This is a genomic window from Paenibacillus sp. JT31N7, from assembly GCF_059692095.1.
The window spans coordinates 246,633-263,592 of record NZ_JCAUAT010000003.1 but is presented as its reverse complement, the minus strand read 5'-3'; the positions used below and the strand labels follow the sequence as shown (position 1 = coordinate 263,592).

18 protein-coding genes are annotated in these 16,960 nt (G+C 53.5%); 2 read left to right on the top strand and 16 right to left on the bottom strand.

The annotated features are described in order from the left end of the window. Nucleotides 1-32: 32 nt before the first annotated feature. The 14 genes from AC58P5_RS15800 to AC58P5_RS15735 all read right to left on the bottom strand — a co-directional run bounded on the left by AC58P5_RS15800 (nucleotide 33) and on the right by AC58P5_RS15735 (nucleotide 13,729). Nucleotides 33-656: a redox-sensing transcriptional repressor Rex gene (locus AC58P5_RS15800; RefSeq protein ID WP_497388056.1), complete on the bottom strand. Its 624-nt coding sequence runs from the start codon at nucleotides 654-656 to the stop codon at nucleotides 33-35. Then, nucleotides 643-3,543 carry an ATP-dependent DNA helicase DinG gene (gene dinG, locus AC58P5_RS15795; protein WP_497389094.1) on the bottom strand — a complete coding sequence of 967 codons (2,901 nt, stop codon included), beginning with the start codon at nucleotides 3,541-3,543 and terminating at the stop codon, nucleotides 643-645. The genes AC58P5_RS15800 and dinG overlap by 14 nt, the downstream gene beginning before the upstream one ends. A 92-nt stretch (nucleotides 3,544-3,635) precedes the next feature. Next, entirely contained in the window at nucleotides 3,636-4,274 is a 639-nt protein-coding gene (locus AC58P5_RS15790) for a tetratricopeptide repeat protein (RefSeq protein ID WP_497388054.1), read from the bottom strand. Nucleotides 4,275-4,364: 90 nt separating this feature from the next. Then, a complete protein-coding gene (panD, locus tag AC58P5_RS15785; RefSeq protein ID WP_009675514.1) occupies nucleotides 4,365-4,748 on the bottom strand; it encodes an aspartate 1-decarboxylase in 384 nt (127 codons plus the stop codon). A gap of 4 nt (nucleotides 4,749-4,752) precedes the next feature. Beyond that, nucleotides 4,753-5,634 carry a pantoate--beta-alanine ligase gene (gene panC / locus AC58P5_RS15780; RefSeq protein WP_497388052.1) on the bottom strand — a complete coding sequence of 294 codons (882 nt, stop codon included), beginning with the start codon at nucleotides 5,632-5,634 and terminating at the stop codon, nucleotides 4,753-4,755. A gap of 40 nt (nucleotides 5,635-5,674) precedes the next feature. Further along, nucleotides 5,675-6,535 (bottom strand): 3-methyl-2-oxobutanoate hydroxymethyltransferase, encoded by an 861-nt coding sequence (gene panB / locus AC58P5_RS15775; protein ID WP_497388050.1) that lies wholly within the window; start codon nucleotides 6,533-6,535, stop codon nucleotides 5,675-5,677. Between the two features lie 298 nt (nucleotides 6,536-6,833). Continuing rightward, on the bottom strand, nucleotides 6,834-7,808 hold the full coding sequence (locus AC58P5_RS15770) for a biotin--[acetyl-CoA-carboxylase] ligase (protein ID WP_497388048.1): 975 nt from the start codon (nucleotides 7,806-7,808) through the stop codon (nucleotides 6,834-6,836). Between the two features lie 3 nt (nucleotides 7,809-7,811). Beyond that, nucleotides 7,812-9,500 carry a CCA tRNA nucleotidyltransferase gene (locus tag AC58P5_RS15765; protein WP_497388046.1) on the bottom strand — a complete coding sequence of 563 codons (1,689 nt, stop codon included), beginning with the start codon at nucleotides 9,498-9,500 and terminating at the stop codon, nucleotides 7,812-7,814. 34 nt (nucleotides 9,501-9,534) lie between these two features. After that, nucleotides 9,535-10,713, bottom strand: coding sequence for an N-acetyl-alpha-D-glucosaminyl L-malate synthase BshA (gene bshA / locus AC58P5_RS15760; RefSeq protein ID WP_497388044.1), 1,179 nt, complete (start codon nucleotides 10,711-10,713; stop codon nucleotides 9,535-9,537). Nucleotides 10,714-10,715: 2 nt separating this feature from the next. Further along, entirely contained in the window at nucleotides 10,716-11,432 is a 717-nt protein-coding gene (gene bshB1 / locus AC58P5_RS15755) for a bacillithiol biosynthesis deacetylase BshB1 (protein WP_497388042.1), read from the bottom strand. Then, entirely contained in the window at nucleotides 11,432-11,854 is a 423-nt protein-coding gene (locus AC58P5_RS15750; RefSeq protein ID WP_497388040.1) for a methylglyoxal synthase, read from the bottom strand. Before AC58P5_RS15750 ends, bshB1 begins: the two co-directional genes overlap by 1 nt. A gap of 119 nt (nucleotides 11,855-11,973) precedes the next feature. Continuing rightward, nucleotides 11,974-12,780 (bottom strand): 4-hydroxy-tetrahydrodipicolinate reductase, encoded by an 807-nt coding sequence (gene dapB, locus AC58P5_RS15745; RefSeq protein WP_497388038.1) that lies wholly within the window; start codon nucleotides 12,778-12,780, stop codon nucleotides 11,974-11,976. A 34-nt stretch (nucleotides 12,781-12,814) separates the two neighbouring features. Then, nucleotides 12,815-13,339 (bottom strand): tetratricopeptide repeat protein, encoded by a 525-nt coding sequence (locus AC58P5_RS15740; protein ID WP_497388036.1) that lies wholly within the window; start codon nucleotides 13,337-13,339, stop codon nucleotides 12,815-12,817. A 51-nt stretch (nucleotides 13,340-13,390) separates the two neighbouring features. After that, nucleotides 13,391-13,729: a nucleotide pyrophosphohydrolase gene (locus AC58P5_RS15735; RefSeq protein ID WP_497388035.1), complete on the bottom strand. Its 339-nt coding sequence runs from the start codon at nucleotides 13,727-13,729 to the stop codon at nucleotides 13,391-13,393. 174 nt (nucleotides 13,730-13,903) lie between these two features. On the opposite strand from AC58P5_RS15735, the gene AC58P5_RS15730 reads away from it, so the two are divergent. Both AC58P5_RS15730 and AC58P5_RS15725 read left to right on the top strand, forming a co-directional pair. Further along, complete coding sequence (locus AC58P5_RS15730) at nucleotides 13,904-14,335, top strand: WGxxGxxG-CTERM domain-containing protein (RefSeq protein WP_497388033.1); 432 nt, start codon at nucleotides 13,904-13,906, stop codon at nucleotides 14,333-14,335. A 171-nt stretch (nucleotides 14,336-14,506) separates the two neighbouring features. Further along, entirely contained in the window at nucleotides 14,507-15,385 is an 879-nt protein-coding gene (locus AC58P5_RS15725) for a YitT family protein (protein ID WP_497388031.1), read from the top strand. On the opposite strand, the gene AC58P5_RS15720 is transcribed toward AC58P5_RS15725, so the two are convergent. Both AC58P5_RS15720 and AC58P5_RS15715 read right to left on the bottom strand, forming a co-directional pair. After that, nucleotides 15,382-16,251, bottom strand: a complete 870-nt coding sequence (locus AC58P5_RS15720) for a sporulation protein YpjB (RefSeq protein ID WP_497388029.1) — start codon at nucleotides 16,249-16,251, stop codon at nucleotides 15,382-15,384. The genes AC58P5_RS15725 and AC58P5_RS15720 overlap by 4 nt on opposite strands. A gap of 43 nt (nucleotides 16,252-16,294) precedes the next feature. Continuing rightward, nucleotides 16,295-16,954: a DUF1405 domain-containing protein gene (locus tag AC58P5_RS15715; RefSeq protein ID WP_497388027.1), complete on the bottom strand. Its 660-nt coding sequence runs from the start codon at nucleotides 16,952-16,954 to the stop codon at nucleotides 16,295-16,297. Nucleotides 16,955-16,960: the final 6 nt, after the last annotated feature.

Below are 16,960 nucleotides of genomic sequence, written 5' to 3'. Positions count from 1 at the left end.
TTTCTGGTTTTCAAGGCCAAACCCTCCATTGTTTATTCAGGAAGATAATAGGCCAGGCTCTGGAGATCTGCCGTAAAGTCCGCATGATGCACACGGATTTCTTCGGGAACTTTCAGAATGGACGGAGCGAAGTTCAGAATCGCTTCGATGCCCGACTTCACGAATTGGTTGGCGACATTTTGCGCTTCCGGAGCCGGAACGGTGATGATGCCGATTCGAATGCGGGAATCCCGGATAACATCGGCCAGATGCTCCATGGGCTGAACGCTCATGTTATTGATGACCTGGCCGATCTTGTCCGGCGACGAATCGAAAATCGCCGTTATTTTCATCTGTTCCCGCAAATAGATGTTATAGTTGCACAGCGCCCGGCCCAGATTACCGGCTCCCACGAGGGCAACCGGTATTTGGCGGTCGAGCTTCAGAATCTGACGGATCTTCTCGATAAGATAGGTCACATCGTAACCGATCCCCTTCTTTCCGAATTCGCCGAAGTAAGCCAAATCTTTGCGGATCTGTGCCGGGTTAAGATTCAGCTTCTGTCCCAGATCCTGGGACGAAACCGTTAAGACGTTTTTTTTCGAAAGCTCATTAAGAAAACGAAGATAGATCGGCAGCCGTTTTACGACAGCCTCTGATATTTTAGGTGACTTCAAGCGAGTTCTCTCCCATCCATTCCTGAATTCTCGGTACGATGCGCTCTACCGGCATATGTTCAATCTTCGGTCCCGGCAGGGAGTAGAGAAAGTGCTTGCCGTACTGCGTCTCAATGACACGCGTATCGTAGATCAGCACAATGCCTTTGTCCGAAGCCCTGCGTACGAGCCGGCCGAAGCCCTGCTTGAATCGGATGACGGCTTGAGGTACCGACAGTTTCATGAACGGGTTCTGATTCCGTTTTTTCAGGTTTTCGCTCTTCGCTTCAACCAGCGGATGGTTCGGCGGCTGGAAAGGCAGCCGTACGATAGCCAGACAAGTCAAGGCTTCTCCCGGAATGTCCACCCCTTCCCAGAACGAGCTCGTGCCGAGCAGAACGCACGCTTTATGCTCTTGGAAGAGCCGGGTCAGCTTGCTGCGGTTGCCGGTGTCCACCCCTTGACCGAGCACATGAATGCCGTGGGGGCGAAGATTTTCTTTCAGAACCGCGTGGGCCTGCTTCAGCATCCGATTCGAAGTGAACAGCACGAGCATCCTCCCTCGTGTGGCCACGGCCACTTCGGAAAGGGACTCCGTCAGCGCTTTGAGAAATTCCTCTTCGCCGCTGCGGCCCCGGATCATCGGAAAGTCCCGCGGTATGCAGACAAGAGCCTGCTGCCGGTACTGGAACGGGGACGGAAGCTGAACGGTTTTCAGCTTCGGATTCTCCTCTTCTTCGGTCGGCAGTTTCAGCCCCAGCTGATCCGCCGAATACTGGAACGATTTATTGACCGACAGCGTGGCCGAAGTAAGAATAACACTCTCCTTGTTATCAAAGAAATGTTCGCGGATAAGCGGACTTACGTCCATCGGCACGGAGATCAGGTTGATCGAACGGCTTTTGTTGTACGTCCCCGCTTCTACCCAATAAACGAAATTATCGTCCGCCATCTTCATAAAGAAGCGGAGCGTCTCCTTCGCTGCCTGTAATTCCTTAGCCACGCCGCCGAGGTCGGTTACGAAGCTCTGGACGTCGTATTCTTCCTGGACTTCTTTCAAATCCTGCGCGAGCGAATCCACGGATTTATACACATCTTGAATATGCTGTTCCAAAATCTCCTCGAGATCCGTGAAATCGCTCCAATTCGGAGGAAGCGAGTCTTTTTTCAGACGCATCACCAGGGAACCGGGATCGATTTGACCGGGCTCGGAATTCGTCTGGAGCAGCTCGTAAAACTTTTCACAGAGTAAATCCCAAGCTTCCTTAATCAGGAGTGTTTTCGGGAAAAGGTTGTCGATTCCGTTCATCCAGGTAGCCGCCCGGTAATCGTCGTCATACCGTTGAAGCTTCGTGCGGAGCGCCGGCAGCTGCCCGTTCCGGCTGTCCTTGAACAGCCAGAGAAGCTGGTTCGTCAGTCCCAGGTAATGAAGCTCTTTGCCCAGATGCTTGCTTGCCACTTCTTCGAAATGGTGAGCCTCGTCCAGGACGAGATGCTTATAAGCCGGCAGCACCCGGTTCTCGGCCTTCATATCGGTAAACAGCAGCGAGTGGTTCGTAATGACAACGTCCGAATTGTTGGCGTCATGGCGCGCACGGTGATAAAAGCATTTTTTGAACCACGGGCAGTGCCGGTTCTGACACGATTCCGCATCGCTGGACACGGTATGCCAGAAAGCGGCCCCTTTGTTCCCGAAGTGCAGCTCCTCTTCGTCGCCAGTCTGCGTCTGGCTCAGCCAGACTACCATCTGGGCGGCCGTAATGGCGTCCTCCTTGCCCGTATCGAACTCCTGCATGGAAATGCGGTTTTCGAACTTGCGGAGACATAAGTAGTGGCTGCGGCCTTTGAGGACCGATGCTTTAAAATTTACCGGGAAAATGTCGTGAAGCAGCGGAATATCCCGCTCCCGGAGCTGCTCCTGCAGATTGATCGTATGCGTGCTGACGACCACCTTCTCGTCATGCTTAATCCCGTAATACAGGGACGGGATCAAATAGCCAAGCGATTTGCCCGTGCCCGTACCTGCTTCGATCATGAGATGCCGGTCGTTCTGAAAGGCTTCCTCAATTTCATGAATCATGATTTCCTGGGCTTCGCGGCTTTCGAAATGCTCGAACTTCGCTTTCAGCGCTTCTTTTACCCCATCGTAAACGTCTTCAAAAGAGTCGCTCAGCTCCAGCACATCGTTCTCGTCGCGTATCGGGTCTTCGTCCCCCCAGTCCTGCACGTTCAGCGCGAACTGGCGGTAATACTGATGAATCGATTGGTCCAAAGGGGTCTGCTGTTCCTTAAACCGGGCGATTTCCGACATAAACCAGCCGAGGTCGCTCGTCTCGGCCGGCAAGATTTGAGCCAGCCGCTGAACCGTCAGCAAAGGCAGGGACAACAGCCTGTCCAGACTCATCGTCCAGATCTCCGCCGTAACGTCCGCATCGCTGTCTGCCTGGTGAGGCCGCTCATGCTCGATGCCGAAGGCTGAAGCCACCATGCCGAGCTGGTAAGTCGGAAGAGAAGGAAACACAATTCTCAGCATGTCGATCGTGTCCAGGACGCGCCCGGTAAAATCGGGGTAGCCCGTTTTTCGCAGGGCCCGCTGTAAAAAACCGAGATCGAACGATGCGTGATGGGCCACGAGAACGCAGTCAAAAAGCAGCGGATACATCTCGGCCATAATATCGTCTAGCTTCGGGGCATGCTCCACCATCTCGTCGGTAATGCCCGTAAGCTCCGTAATCGAAGAAGGTATACTGATCCCCGGATTTACCAGGGAAGTATACCTGTCGGTTACTTCCATATCATCTATAATAACGAGACCGACTTGGATAATATCGTCCGCCGGGCCCGTTCCTGTCGTTTCAAAATCCAAAACCGCAAATTTCATAAGCTCAAGCCTTCTTCCTTTCTCCAGCTTCTATCCTAAGCATACCACATTTAGAGGCCCAGAGGGGAAGTTAGTTTGTCAATTCCGTAAATAAGGAGATCATTCGTTCTTATTTCTTTTCATTCGTTCGATGCGGAAAAAAGCTCCAAACAGTTCGGATCGGCATGATAAGCTTTTTTAAAATATTCAAGCGCCTGTTCCAGATTCCGGTTCTGAAATTGAATGCAGCCCATCGCGTTGTAAGAGATGGCTTTCATCTGTTTATTTTCCGTAAGAGCCAGTAGAAGGGTAAAGTGCCGGGCCGCTTCCGCCGTATCTCCCTGACGCAGATAACCCATGGCGAGATAAGCCCTCGCAAGTAAAAAATCCGGTTCCCGTGCAAGGAGAGCCTCGAATTCCCGGGTCGCCCGCTCGTACATAAGCAGCATATAAAACCCCTGTCCGCGGATAAACTCCACCGCTTCTTTCCCCTCGGCCGGATGAGGCTGAGCCTCTTCGGCAGACTGCGGCAAGTCCGGCAGCTGCTGCGAATCGGATGCTGAGGTCGAAGAGGACGTGACGGATGCGTTTCCGACGGACAGGGTTTTTCCAAGCTTCTCCTCAAAGAGGAGCCAGTGCTCGATACAATCGTCACTAATGGCCTTCAGGGCCCCAAGCTCGTCTTCAAGCTCCGCTTTTAACGCGCCTTTCGCATTCGGCAACTGAAGCAGAATTTCATCCAACACTTCATTCATCGTGGCGAACAAATGTTTGAACACTGCGCATCCCCCACCTTCGGCTTTGCTGTCGTACATTCATTCTGCGTTGCCGAAGGGCTTTTCATACAAGTTCTTTAAGGGTGCCAGACGTTACAGTACAGTTGCATGCATTTCCTCTTTTAGCAGCTGGGCCACTTTATTGTTTTCTCCCATGATGGCAACGGTCGGCTTGTGGCGCCGCGCCTCTTCTTCGGTCATCATCGCGTAAGAAATGATGATCACGGTGTCGCCCGTCTGTACGAGCCGCGCCGCGGCACCGTTAAGGCAGATAACACCCGTTCCGCGCGGACCCGGTATGATGTACGTTTCCAGGCGGGCCCCGTTGTTGTTGTTCACGATCTGAACTTTCTCGTTTGGCAGCATATCGACCTGATCCAGCAGATCCTCGTCGATCGTAATGCTTCCGATATAATTAAGATTCGCCTCGGTCACCGTCGCACGGTGAATTTTGGCTTTCATCATGGTTCTGAACATGCGATCACTTCCCCAGGGTTAAAATAGTGTTGTCGATAAGCCGTGTGGCGCCGAATTTGACCGCCAGCGCGACGATAAGCTGAACGGGTACGCCGGCCTCCACCGCTTCCGGCCGCTCCAGCTGCGGGTACGTCAAAACCTCTACGTAATCGATATCGGCCAGAGGAGCTTCTTCGATGACGGCCTTTACGGCGCCGCGGAGGTCTTCCGCCCGGAAAGCAGCATGCTCCCGCGCCCAGGCTTCCGCAGCTTTCAACGAGCGGCTCAGAACGAGTGCCTGCTCGCGTTCGTCCTTGCTCAGGAATACGTTCCGGGAGCTCATCGCAAGTCCGTCCTCTTCGCGTAAAATGGGGCACGCCACAATGTCCACGTTCATGTTAAGGTCCTGCACCATTTGCGAAACGACGGCAACCTGCTGCGCATCCTTAAGTCCGAAGAATGCTTTATCGGGCTGAACGATATTAAACAGCTTGGCAACGACCGTAGTCACCCCGTCGAAGTGCACCGGACGTGAAGCGCCGCAGAGTACCGAAGTGATGCCCGATACGGAAACGGTCGTTTTGACCGGTCCCGGATACATTTCTTCGACCTGGGGCAGAAAAATGATGTCCACGCCGGCTTCTTCCGCCAGCTTCAAGTCCCGCTCCGTATCCCGCGGGTAACGGTCCAGATCTTCGGTAGGACCGAACTGCAGCGGGTTGACGAAGATGCTGAGCACGACAATTTCGCTCGCTTCGCGGGCCGCTTTGATCAGGCTCAAATGCCCTTCGTGAAGATAGCCCATCGTAGGTACGAAACCAACCGGGGCTTTAAGAGCCGCCCCGATCCCGGATTTTTTCCGTTCCAATGTACCGCGCAGCAAGGCTATGCTTTGAATAACTTCCAACGTCTCTCTCTCCTTCAGAACTTAGAGGTAGGATAACCGTTTATTTAACGGCCGTTCCGTACAAATACTGGAGAACTTCGTTGTCTCCTTTAAAGCTGTGCTGCTCGGCCGGGAATTTGCGGCCTTTCACTTCCGCCACATACTGCCCGATTCCTTCTCGGATGGCGAGGCCGACCTGCGCGTAAGCTTTAACGAACTTTTTGGCCGGAGCATCCGGCTCGTAGCCGAGCATATCGTGAAAAACGAGAACCTGGCCGTCACAGGCAGCTCCTGCACCGATACCGATTGTCGGGATGGACAGTTTGCTTGTGATCCATTCCGCCAGTTCTTCCGTTACCAATTCCAATACGATCGCGATTGCGCCTGCTTCTTCGAGCGCTTTAGCGTCTTCCATCAGTTTGCGGGCCTGCTCGGAATTTTTGCCCTGTACGCGGTACCCGCCAAGCACGTGAACCGACTGAGGAGTCAATCCGAGGTGGCCGACGACGGGAACACCCGCCTGAGTCAGCGCTTTAACCGCATGGGCAATTTCCGCGCCGCCTTCCATCTTCACCCCTTTGGACAGCCCCTCGCGCATAATCCGTCCCGCGTTCTGAAGGGTCGTATCCAGGCTTCCGTGATACGTCATAAACGGCAGATCCGTTACGACAAAGGCCGATTTTACGGCACGCGTTACCGTTTTGGCATGATAAATCATTTCGTCCAGCGTAACGGGCAGAGTAGATTCATGACCCTGAATCACATTTCCCAGGGAATCTCCCACCAGAATCATGTCCACTCCCGCTTCGTCCGCCAGTTTGGCCGTCAAATAATCGTAGGCCGTCACCATCGAGATAGGTTCCTTGCTCGCTTTCATTTTTTGCAGCTTGACAGTCGTCACCGGTTTGCGCTCTTGCGCCATGTCAATCCCACGCTTTCTTTTTTAATGTGGAAAAAATAAAACCGTGCTTCCGTCCAAGCCTTGACCGGGTTCTAAGCATCAAAAAAACCCTTCAGCAAACAGACTGAAAGGGCGCATAGTCAAAGAATCGTGAATCGTATGATCCTTCTGTCTCGGTCCTTCAGGCTCAGAGCAGAATCAGAAAACACACAAACGTACTTTATGCAGTTGTCTAAAGCGTTAACCGTATAAGTGCAGTTCCGAAGATACCGCCTTACGGTGACAGTATATCAAAAACCCGTTCTTTTGAACAGACGGTTTAGCGTAATTCGACATCGCCGCTGTAAATTTTAATTTTGCGTCCGTCGTCCGCGATCACGGTTAACGCCCCACTGTCATCAAGCGAATCCGCCCGGCCTTCCACCGTTCCTTCACCCGTTTTGACCCGGATGGGACAATTCAGCGATACGCTCATCGCTTCCCACATGATCCGGATCGGAGCGAACCCGTTTTCCAGATACAGGTCGTAGAGCTGCTCCAGCTCATTCAGAAAAGCCGCAATCATCGCTTCCCGCTTAACGGGGGATCCCGATTCCAAGGCAAGTGAAGTCGCGACCGGCTTCAGAGCTTCCGGGATATCGGCATCGGTCAGATTCGCCGTAATGCCGACACCGATTATGACGTATTTCAGCCGCTCGTCTTCTCCGCTCATTTCGAGCAGAATCCCGCTTACTTTGCGGCCTTTGACCAGCAGATCATTGGGCCATTTGATGCCGATTTCGACGCCGCACTCCTTGCGGATGGCCCGGCAAAGAGCTACCGCGGTAAGCAGCGTAAGCTGAGGAACGAAATAAACCGGTACACGCGGCTTCAAGATCAGGCTCATCCAGATGCCCTTTCCTTTCGGCGAATGCCAGTGCCTGCCCATCCGGCCGCGGCCGGAGGTCTGCTCTTCGGCAAAGACCAGCGTCCCTTCCTCGGCCCCTTCCGCAACGAGCCTATGCGCTTCGTTCATTGTGGAGTCTACCGCTTCCCGGACTTCGATATGCCTGCCCATAAACCGTGTCTGCAAGGCTTCCTCGATATGAGCTTTTCGGAGCTTGTCCGGCTCTTCTATCAGACGATAGCCTTTTCGGGTGACGGCTTCGAACTGAAAACCGTCCTGCCGGAGACTTTCGATATGCTTCCAGACGGCTGTCCGGCTGCATCCCAGCTCCCGGCTGATTTGCTCGCCGGACAAATATACGCCCGGATTGCTCCGGAACAAGTCTACAATTCGCTCGCGTACCGCCATCAGTCACTCATCTCGCATTTCTGTAGGACGGAAAGCTTCCGTCATTAAAATTTCTTTGGTGTTTTCCAATTCCCCCAAGGCAACCCGTTCCAGAAGCCTATTCAGCGCTTCGCCTATCCAGGGTCCCGCCTTTTGTCCGCTTTGCGCCATCAGATCGCTTCCGCCGACGGCGAGATCTTTGACGCTATAAACCGGCATTACGCGTATCCATGGTTCACCGTTATCCAGGTAAACGACAGCTTCGTCCGTCATGAAGCGGAAAAGTTCTTCCAGACATGCTTCACTGGCCGCTGTATGTATGTCTTCGCCCGTGGAGCGGTCCCCTGAAGCTTCGTACCGGCCGAATGCATGGTCTGGCACCGCCTGACCAGTCTGCAGGGGATTCGCGGACGGCGGAGCGTCTTGCCCCGGACGCCCGGTTTCCGTGTGTGAAGCAGCAAGGCCGCCTGACTCACCTTGAGTCATCGCCGAGCCGGACTCCGCGAAATTTGCGGACGACGGAGCGTCTTGCTCCGGACGCTTGGCTCCCGTGTGTGAAGCTGTAAGGCAGTCTGACTCACCTTGAGTCATCGCCAGGCCGGACTCCGCGGAATTTGCGGACGGTGGAGCGTCTTGCTGCCGCCACGCTGCCCGCAGCAGACACGCCGCGCGCATCCAGCCGCGCGCCGCCTCCTTGCCGTTGGCAAGCACGGCAAGCTTGAACCGCGCGGCTGCGCGCTCCTCCGCGGACGCCGGTGCGTCCGGCCGCGGCCGCACCGCCGCAGCTTCAGCGTCACCGCGCTGAAGCTGTGCATGCACGGCGAGGATGCGCGTCAGACGCGCAATGTCCTCGCCAGGAAACGTCAGCGCGCGCAGCTCCGCTCTGACGGCTTCAAGCTGCTGCGAACCGAGCAGCAGCAGCAGAACCGCCCATCTGTCCTCTTCCGCAGGGACAGAGGACAGATGGGCGATGACCGCCCGCGCATGGGGATGTCCCCATGCGGCGAAGGGCAGCGCGAGCGGAGTCTTGGCGTGCCGCCACAGCCCGCTCGCGAGGAGCAGACCCGCGGCGCGAGCCGGGTCGGCGCCGCCCACCATGCGCTGGAGCTCCGCGCGTACGCGCTCCATCGCGATGTGCCGCAGCAGAGGGGCCTGCCGCAGCAAAGCCTGCCACGTGGCCTCTTCGATGTCGAGGCCGTATTCGGCTGCGAACCGGATGCAGCGCAGCATCCTCAAGGCATCCTCCCCGAAACGTTCGGATGCCTCCCCCACGCATCTCAGAACGCCTCTGTCCATATCGCTTCGCCCTTCGAACGGATCGATCAGGCTTCCTTCCGCATCCATGGCCATGGCGTTCATCGTGAAGTCGCGTCTTTTCAAATCTTCTTCCAAATCCGTAATGTATTCGACCTGCGCCGGTCTTCGGAACCCCTCGTAATCCGTTTCTTTCCGGAATGTGGTGACTTCAAAACTGTACGCCCCCGTAAGGACCGTTACCGTGCCGTGCTGAAGCCCTGTAGGCACCGTTTTGGGGAATGCCTCCATGACATCTTCTGGTTTAGCCGAAGTCGCGATATCCACATCCTTAACGGGTCTTCCCAGAACAAAGTCCCTGACAAACCCGCCGACAAAATAAGCCTCATGCCGAAGGGAGCGCAGCCTCTCAAGCACTCTGCGCCCTTCTTCAATCATGGTCCGGTTTTTCTCTTCCATGGTATGTACTCTTCCTTCCGTTACCGGATCACGCTTACCCTTCCGCGCAAGCCTGTTTATCCACCCGGTGCGACGAAGGCAGCTCTCTTCCCAAAACCCGGTAATAGATCTCTTCGTACTGCATCGTGATCCAGTCGTTGCAGAACGTCGTGCGGGCACGGTTCAGACATGCGGCCGACATTTTTTCGTACGCCTGCGGATCACGGAGCAGCTCGACTGCATACTCCGCCATTTTCTCGGTGTCGCCGATCTCCGCCAGAAAGCCGGTCTCCCCGTGCGTCACGAGCTCGGGAATACCACCCGCTATCGAACCGACCGTCGGCACGCCACAGGCCATCGCTTCCAGAGCGACAAGCCCGAAGCTTTCTTTTTCCGAAGGCAGAAGCATAACGTCTCCCAGGGAAATAAGCTGCGCCACATCATCCTGTTTGCCGCAAAAGTTGACCCGGTCGCTAAGACCCAGCTCTTTCACGTACGAAATCACTTTGGACAGCTCCGGGCCTTCCCCTACAAAAAGAAGACGGCTCGGGATTTTTTCGCTGACGCGCTTGAAAATATCGACAACGTCCGTAACCCTTTTGACCGGCCGGAAATTCGAAATATGCAGCAATATTTTCTCGTCGTCCCGGGCGAACTCTTTGCGGAGCGACTTCACGTCCCGCGGATAATACACCCGTTTGTCCACAAAGTTGTAGGTCAGATCGATGTCACGGGAAATATCGAGCGTTTCTCTCGTTTCCGTGATCAGATCGTTGGAAACGGCCGTAACCGCATCGCTTTCGTTAATGGCGTACCGGATCAGGTCGCTGATGGACTGATCCTGGGCTAGTACCGTGATGTCCGTCCCGTGAAGGGTCGTGACGACTTTTAAGTCCGGTCCCACCATCTGCTTGGCCAGCAGCGCACAAACGGCATGCGGGATCGCATAATGCACATGCAACAGATCCAGCTTCTGCATCTGAGCCACCTGCGCAAGCTTGCTTGCAAGGGACAAATCGTAAGGAGGGTAGCGGAATACGTAATAATCGCTGACCTCTACCTCGTGATAGTAAATGTTCCGGTGAAACTTACCCAGCCTGAACGGCATGCTGTGCGTGATAAAATGGACCTCGTGGCCTTTTTCCGCGAGCAGCTTGCCGAGCTCCGTCGCAACCACTCCGGAACCTCCCAGGGTAGGGTAGCACGTGATTCCGATTTTGAGCTTATCCTTCATGCTCAGGTTCCTTTCTTGGACAGAAAGTATTGAAGTGCAACGGGCAGCTTGGACATAAACCCTTCCGCGTAAACCATCATCCGCTTCTGTCCCAGCAGCGCGTCTCTCGCTTCCACGCGTTCCACGTAATTCTGGTTCAGGGGGGTCAGAACAATGTCCTCTCCGACCTGAGGAGGCGAGAATTGGGAACGGTAAGCTTTTAACACGTCTTTCTTGTCGGGATAGGCGTCCGAAACATCTACCACAATGTCCGGATCCACGGTATCGTTAATGAAATAAAAGAAAAGGCTCTCCACTTGACAAGCTTCCGTTTCGGGCAAATACCGTCTAAGTTTGGCGTTGAAAACCGCTTCCTGCACTAGGCGCGAGCATGCGATATGATCCGGATGACGGTCTTCCCAGTACGGGGCAAACACGATTTTAGGCTTTCTCAGCCGGATTTCCTTCGTAATCGCTTCAATCTGATCCTTCGAGACGGCCGATAAGCCCCGGTCGGGAAGCCCGAGATTGGACCGGAGCACAATCCCCATCGCTTCCGCCGCTTTGTTCGCTTCTTCCAGCCGGTTTTCGGGCGTCCCGTTCGACGACATTTCCGACCGGGTCAGATCGCACAAGCCTACGGTATAACCCGCTCTTGTGTGTTTCAAGATTGTACCGGCCATTCCGATCTCCGCATCATCCGCATGCGCTCCGAATACGAGGATATCTACCGTCTGCATTATTCTTCCCCCGGCTTGTACTTGTCGACAAGCTCCCGCCAGGCGAAATCCCCTCTATCCAGAGCGCGTACAAGAAGCTCCGCGGTAGCGATATTCGTTGCGACGGGGATGCCCATTACGTCGGATAAACGGAGCAGAGCAATGATATCGGGTTCATGAGGCTGGGCCATCAAAGGATCCCGCAGGAAAATAATCAGGTCCATCTCGTTCTGAGCTACCATCGCACCGATCTGCTGATCCCCGCCAAGGGGGCCTGACATAAACCGGTGGATCGTTAGACCGGTATTTTCCATAATCCTTTGTCCCGTGGTTCCGGTTGCGAAAAGCCGGTTCCCATCGAACACCTTTTCATAGGCGATTACGAAATTGACCATCTCGTCTTTTTTTCGGTCGTGGGCGATTAAGGCAATATTTAAGCTCACTTGTAAACTCTCCCTTCCCTGCCTTCAGGGGGCCTGCTGATATGTATGTTTCGTAGAGGAGCATGAAAAATAAGGATAGTAGGTTATAAAAGTCCACTTTCGGGAACGAAGCAATTCAGTCAGTCGATAAAATGTTCGAAGCCGTAAATCATGCCTTCATAAGTCATCACTTTATGCACGGCCGTATTGACGCCTGGCATATAAGCCGCTCGCTCATAAGAATCATGACGGATTTTAAGCGATTCTCCGTACGCCCCCATAATAACCTCCTGCTGGGCAAAAACACCCGGAAGCCGGACGCTATGGATACGGAAACCGTTATAATAAGCTCCGCGCGCTCCTTCAAGCTGTTCCTCTTCTTTGGGGTTGCCTTGCCGGAATTCTTCCCGGTTCTTAGAGATCAGCTCCGCTGTTTTCACGGATGTACCCGACGGAGCATCAAGTTTCTGGTCCCCGTGATATTCGATAATTTCCAGGTGGGGAAAATATTTGGCCGCCTGCGAAGCGAATTTCATCATCAGAATAGCGCCGATGGAAAAATTGGGGGCGATCAGTCCGCCGATTTTCTTCTCCTTGCATTGTTTGTCCAACTCTTCGATATCCTGGGTCGTAAAGCCGGTCGTTCCGATTACCGGTCTGACACCGTGACGGATAGCCAGCGCCGTATTGGCGACAGCGCTCTGAGGTCCGGTGAAGTCTACCAGAACGTCCGCTTTGCCTTCAACCAAAGCCATTTCCAGATCGTTGGACATTTTAACGCCGCAATCCGGAAGACCCACCAAAGATGCGGCGTCTACCGGACCGGAGGACCGGTCAACGGCAGCCACCAGCTTTAATGAAGAATCTCCGAGCACCATTTTTACCACTTCACGGCCCATCCGTCCGCTTGCTCCGGCAACCGCTACTTTAATTACTTCCTGAGTCATCACATATACCGCCCTTTCTTATCTTGTGCAGTGTTTAAGGTTTCAAATACTGGCGCAGCTTCCTGCGGTACTCATCGAGCAGTACCGCCGCTGCCTTATTCAGCGGTTCAAGGCGAATGGCCTCTTCGGCCGCGTGTACGGCCAGGTCAAAGTCGCTTAAGCCCGCGTAAGCAGCGGCAAGCTTCAAGCAGGCCTCCGCACTCAGCGGATCCAGGGCAGCCGCCTGCTTCAGCAGAACGATCGCGTTTTTTAGCGGCTCCCTATCCCGGCTTTGGTCCAGATACTTGTCCGCTTCCGCAATCAGTGCTTTGGCTTTCAGCGTAGTCAGATGATACTGATAAGCTTCGCTTTCCGGTTCCAGATCATAAGCGTCGACCGCATGATCGATCGCTTTCGCGAGCTTTCCGCTCCTGGCATACGTAATCGAAAGCTTATAATGGTAAGAAGCGTTACCTGGCTCCGATAATACCGCCTTTTCGAACCATGCGATCGCTTCTTCGAAATCATTATTCAGAATAGCCTCATAGGCCTTCTGAATTTCCTGTTCCCCATCCATCATCCATCCTCCTTCCGCCCGCAAAAGAGCCGGGGATGGTACAGCATATGAGGATTAGCCGGAATCGGTGTTTATTTTGGTCCATCTGTCCGCATCGCGGGTGCTGAATTTCTTCATCACTTTATCGTGCGCTTCGGTTAAATCAATCCCCAGCGAATTGGCGAAGCAAATGGTAATAAACAAAATGTCACCGAGCTCCAGCTCAATCGAGTTTTCTTCTTCGGATGCTTTCTTAGGCTTTTCCCCGAACTGGTGATTGACTTCCCTGGCCAATTCCCCGACTTCCTCGGACATTCTGGCCAGCATGGCAAGAGGACTGAAATAGCCTTCTTTAAACTGCGATATGTATGTATCCACTTCCTGCTGCAGATCCTTCATTGAACGTTCCGCCATAAAAGGGCCTCTCTTTCTTTCCAGCCTAACTTAAATCTTATCAACATCTTATTATAGACTCGTTTTTATTGCAATTTTCGATTTTCGGACAACACTTTCCTTGTATGACATTCAGCTTACAGGGAAAACCAAAGATAAGCAGCAAGCGAAGTCATACAAGAAGGCGGGATTCAGATGAAACGGCTGTACAGTTTTTCGCTTTGCGTTATGATGCTCTTAACCGTTTGCGGTACCTGCATCGCGCAATCCGCTGACCGGGGCATACACGGAGAACCCGGGACGCTCGGTTATCCCGATAATAAGCCCTCATCCTACGGAACTCAGCCGATCAAGTCCGGCATTAGCGGGTCCACCGGAACGGCCGATCCGGCAGAGTATTCAAACGGCGGCGTAGGCACCAGTCTGCCCCAGCCTCCCCTAGACCCGATTCCTAAGCCGGGCGATTACCCTCCGTCCAAAGAGTATAACGTCAATCTGATGCAGTTCGATTCCAAAGTATCCGATTCCGCGAGGAGAGACGATCCCGACTGGGACTGGCTGGGCTTCATAGGTTTGCTCGGTTTAGCCGGATTTATCGGCAAATACCGCAAAAAAGATTTTTATTAACGTTTTTCTTTCCATGCAAAAAAACAGGCCAAGGAATGGAATCAGGCCTGTTTTTCCTTATGATCCGGCAGGGACAACTATGTCCTCTCGGGGACCCGGATGACAACGGCCCCGAATTTCATTACAATAGGATTGGTGATTAGTGGCAAGTCCGGGAAGGAGGAGACAATAATGGCAGTGGCATTAAAAGATAAGACAATGCCGTATTTGAAGCAGTTTATGCCGATCGCATTCGGAACCGCCATCTTTTCGTTCGGGGTCCATTATTTTGTCATTCCCAACGAGCTTATGGAAGGCGGGCTAACGGGCATTTCGCTGCTTCTGCACTATATTTTCCTGCTTCCGCCTTCCGCAACGACGCTCGTTCTGAATGTGCCGCTCTTTTACTTGGGATGGAGACATTTCGGCTCCAAAGCTATGGTCTACACGATTTTCGGCTCTCTTTCGTCGTCGTTTTTCTTATGGGTAATGGAAATCATGATCGGAAAAGGATGGATTGTCCCCTTTATCACCAAGCAGGATTATTTGCTTGCCGCGTTATATGCGGGTTTTACGATTGGCCTCGGACTCGGGATCGTATTCCGTTTCGGGGGAACGACCGGGGGATCGGATATTCTTGCCCAGCTGGGCAACAAGTGGAAGGGATGGAGCGTCGGGCAGGTCATTCTGCTGATCGACCTCATCGTTATCGGCACGTCTTTATTCTACATACCGAAGGAAAAAGTACTTTACTCGCTGGTCAGCGTGTTTATAGGCTCCAAAATGATCGACTATATTACGGAGGGCTCGCATTCCGCCAAAGCATTTACGATCATTACCAATGAAGCGGAAAAAGTGTCTCAGGCGATTCAAAAGGAATTGGACCGGGGCGTCACTCTTTTTCCGGCCAAAGGAGCTTTCTCCCGTCAAGAGAAAGAAGTGGTCTACTGCGTGGTCTATCGGCAGGAAATGCGGCGGCTCAAGGAACTGGTCAAATCCATTGACCCCACCGCATTCATTATTATCAACGAAGTGCACGAAGTATTGGGAGAAGGCTTCAAGGTCGACTAGAAGCCTTCTTTATTTTTATGCCGGACAGTGTCGTAACCGGGCTTCAGGCGGAACATCCTCCAGCCGGCATACAGCAGGACGCCGATAATGAACGCGCCGACTCCGAGCGACCAGAATACAGGTTCCTGCGTGTCGGGCAGCGGCAGGAAAGCTTCACGGTCGGAACGGCCGAATATTCCGTCGATCGTTTTGCCGAACTCATCCGAGGCTTGAAGCATATTCGCTTTGTCCAGATCGGGCGCGGACAATCCTTTTCTCATAAACACGAGCAGGGAATCCAGCTTCTCCACTTCTGCGGGAGCTCGGCTGATAAGCAGCGCCGGACGAATCGTCGACATATGCCGGTACAGCTTGTTGTAAGCCAGCAAGGCTTCAAGCTTCTTCCGGGCCGCTACGTTCGTCTCGATCCGTTTCAGGTCATCTTTGATCAGCTTGTAGTACTGGAGCCACATCGGCTGTCCCCGGTGGGTAAGCGCATCGGCGGCCAGTCTTATTTTTGCGGCGGCGAAGCGAGCTTCATCCTGGGAAAAAGAAACAGAGGCATAGGTTTTCTTCGCCTCCGTAATCGTTTCCGTCAAAGCGTGCAAACCTTCTATCGTGATCGAACCGTCATACGTCAGCTTCGTCGCAAGTTCTCCGAGCTGCTCGAGTTCGATTCTGGCTTCAGTCGTTTTCCCCTGTTCCGACAGCTTGTACAGCTGTTCCGCGGCTTCATTCAAGGATTCAGCCGTTTTCATTTGAACCGGAGTCATCGATGCCGCGGGAACTGCTTCTTTCGGAGCGGTTGCACACCCGACCGTCACCGATGTGAAGATTGCCCATGCTCCGAGCAATCCGATGATCCGCTTGCAAGAACTAAACAACATGTGGACATCCCTCCTACCCCATCATATGGAGGGATGTCCACATTTAGACCTTGCGGAGCCGGTGTTTTTGATAAGGCAGATAGGCAAGTGCCACAAGGATGCCCGCTGCGCTTAACCCGATGGTAAACCACTGGATCGTATCCAGATGAGGCATCAGCACCTCGGAGAGTCTGGGAAAGATTCCCCGCGTATAATCCATCCAGTCGTTCGCAAACACCCAAACGGCTACCAGCATCAATGCGGGAATCGAATATGTCATCACCGATGCGAATAAAAGCACCTCAACCGCCATGCCCAGATGAGAAAGGGTCAGCATCCAGTCCTGCCAAGCGACCGGGTCTCCCAGCGCATAGCCGGACCAGATCATGGCTACGGCCCAGATCCCGTACTTGAAGGAGGTCACGAGCCCGAACGCTTCAATAAACCCCCGCAGCAGCGACGGTTTCCCCAAACCGACTCCGTTCGTGCGCTCATCTTTTAACAGATAGAGAAGGCTAAGCGTAAAAAACAGACTTGCCGTCGGGCTATCCGGAACAAAAGGCAGATACCAGACAGGCTCAAAATCATACGTATCTATTAACTGATATTTATACCAGTAATATCCATACACGGTTCCTAAAGCATTCACCCAAAACAGCAGCCAAAGCATAGGCCGGCTTCTCAAGAGAGTAAGTGCCTGATGCAGGATGGCGTTATTTCTCATCGTTCT